The following is an 839-nucleotide window of genomic DNA, read 5'->3' as shown; positions in this document are numbered from 1 at the left end:
GCATCGAAGATGCTCGTGCACGGCATCGACACCACACGGACCTTGCGGCCCTGCTCGGTCAGCTTGTCGTACGCCTGCACCGCCAGGCCCACTTCCGAACCGGTAGCAATCAGGATCAGCTCAGGCTCGCCCGCGCAATCCTTCAACACATAACCACCGCGGTTGATGCATTCGATCTGCACCGCATCGCGCTGCTGATGTTGCAGGTTCTGCCGGGAAAAGATCAGCGCCGAAGGGCCGTCCTTGCGCTCGATGGCGTTTTTCCAGGCCACGGCGGATTCCACCGCGTCGGCCGGACGCCAGGTGTCGAGGTTCGGCGTGCAACGCAGGCTCGCCAGTTGCTCGATCGGCTGGTGGGTCGGACCGTCTTCGCCCAGACCGATGGAGTCGTGGGTGTAGACATGGATCACCCGCGTCTTCATCAGCGCCGACATACGGACCGCGTTGCGCGCGTATTCCATGAACATCAGGAAGGTCGCGCCGTAAGGCACCAGGCCGCCGTGCAGGGAAACGCCGTTCATGATCGCGGTCATGCCGAATTCGCGCACGCCGTAGTACATGTAGTTGCCGCTGGCATCTTCAGCGCTGACCCCCTTGCAACCTTTCCACAGGGTCAGGTTGGAACCGGCCAGGTCGGCCGAACCGCCGAGGAACTCAGGCAGCAACGGGCCAAAGGCGTTCAGCGCGTTCTGGCTGGCCTTGCGGCTGGCGATGGTTTCGCCCTTGGCCGCGACTTCGGCGATATAGGCCGAGGCTTTTTCGGCGAAGTCGGCGGGCAGCTCGCCGCTCAGGCGCCGCACCAACTCATTGGCTTCGGCCGGGAAGGCCGCGGAGTAGGC

General features: G+C 64.0%; 1 protein-coding gene. It reads right to left on the bottom strand.

From position 1 onward, the window contains the following. The coding region (locus tag AC07T0_RS31720; protein ID WP_495004872.1) for a transketolase-like TK C-terminal-containing protein at window positions 1–839 on the bottom strand (839 nt) is incomplete at both ends.

Source organism: Pseudomonas sp. GW821-FHT04D07 (genome assembly GCF_059420225.1).
Note: the sequence above shows the minus strand (reverse complement) of the source record. Positions and strands in the feature narration are given on the sequence as shown.